Here is a 1,313-nt window from a genome sequence, read left to right as displayed (position 1 = left end):
GCGACCAGGTCGGCGGCCTCGCCGAGGAAGGCGCGCAGCCGGCCGGGCGCGGCGCCCAGCGGCAGGTCGAGGCGGACGTGGACGCAGCCGTCGCCGAAATGACCGTAGGGCACCCCGGTCAGCCGGTGGGCGCGCAGCAACTCCTCGAAGTCGCGCAGGTAGGCGCCGAGCCGCTCGGGCGGCACGGCGGCGTCCTCCCAGCCGGGCCAGGCCGGCTCGCCGTCGGCGGTCCGCCCGGCCAGGCCCGCGCCGTCCTCCCTGATCCGCCAGAGCGCGCGGCTCTCGGGCCCGGTCGCCAGCACGCGGACCGCCGACGTCCCCGCGTCGGCCGCCAGCGCCCGGCCGGCCGCCAGGGCCTGTTCCGGCGTGTCCCCGCCGACCTCGACGAACAGCCAGCCGGTGCCGGCCGGCAACGCCGGCACCGCGCCTGCCCCCCGGTGGCGGCGGACGATGTCGACCAGCCGGGCGTCCATCCCCTCCATCGCCAACGGCGCGTGCGTGCGCAGGGGCGCCACCGCGTCCGCGGCGGCCGGCATGTCCGGATAGCCGAGCACGACCATGGCGGACGCCGCCGGCGGTGCCACCAGCCGCACCGTCGCGCCGAGCACGACCACGCAGGTCCCCTCGGTGCCCACCAGCGCCCTGGCCAGGTCCGCGCCCCGCTCCGGGAGCAGGTGCTCCAGGGAGTAGCCGGACACCTGGCGGCCGAACCGCCCGAGCTCCGTGCGCAGGGTCGCCAGGTTGGCCCGGACGAACCCGTCGAGCCCGGGAATCTCGTTGCGGTGCCCGGCGCCGACGCGCAGCCGGCGTCCGGTGCCGTCGAGCACGTCGAGGGACAGCACGTTGTCCGCGGTGCGGCCGTAGGCGATCGCGCGCGAGCCGCAGGCGTTGTTGCCGATCATCCCGCCGACGGTGCAGCGGGCGTGGGTGGACGGGTCCGGGCCGAAGCGCAGGCCATGGCGACCGGCGGCGGCCTGCAGCCGGTCGAGGACGACCCCGGGTTGCACGGTGGCGGTGCGTTCGGCGGGGTCCAGCGCGATGATGCGGTCGAGGTGCCGGCTGACGTCCACCACGACGCCGGGGCCGACCGCGTTGCCGGCGATCGAGGTGCCGGCGCCGCGGGTCGTCAGCGGGGTGCCGGTGGCCCGGCAGACCTCGGCGACCGCCGCGATGTCGTCGACCTCCCGCGGGAACACCACCACCGCGGGCGGCACCCGGTAGTTCGACGCGTCCGAGGAGTACTCCGCCCGCCGCCGCGCGGAGGCGTCGACGATCGGCTCGCCCGGCCGCGCGCCCGGCCGCTCGCCCAGCGC

1 protein-coding gene is annotated in these 1,313 nt (G+C 78.1%); it reads right to left on the bottom strand.

Features of this window, described 5'->3' with window-relative positions; genetic code table 11:
- The coding region (locus tag ND748_RS32150; RefSeq protein ID WP_374216094.1) for an FAD-binding oxidoreductase at window positions 1-1,313 on the bottom strand (1,313 nt) is incomplete at both ends.

This window comes from Frankia sp. AiPs1, from assembly GCF_023716945.1.
Taxonomy (GTDB): Bacteria; Actinomycetota; Actinomycetes; order Frankiales; family Frankiaceae; genus Frankia.
This window is presented reverse-complemented; position numbering and strand designations above follow the sequence as displayed.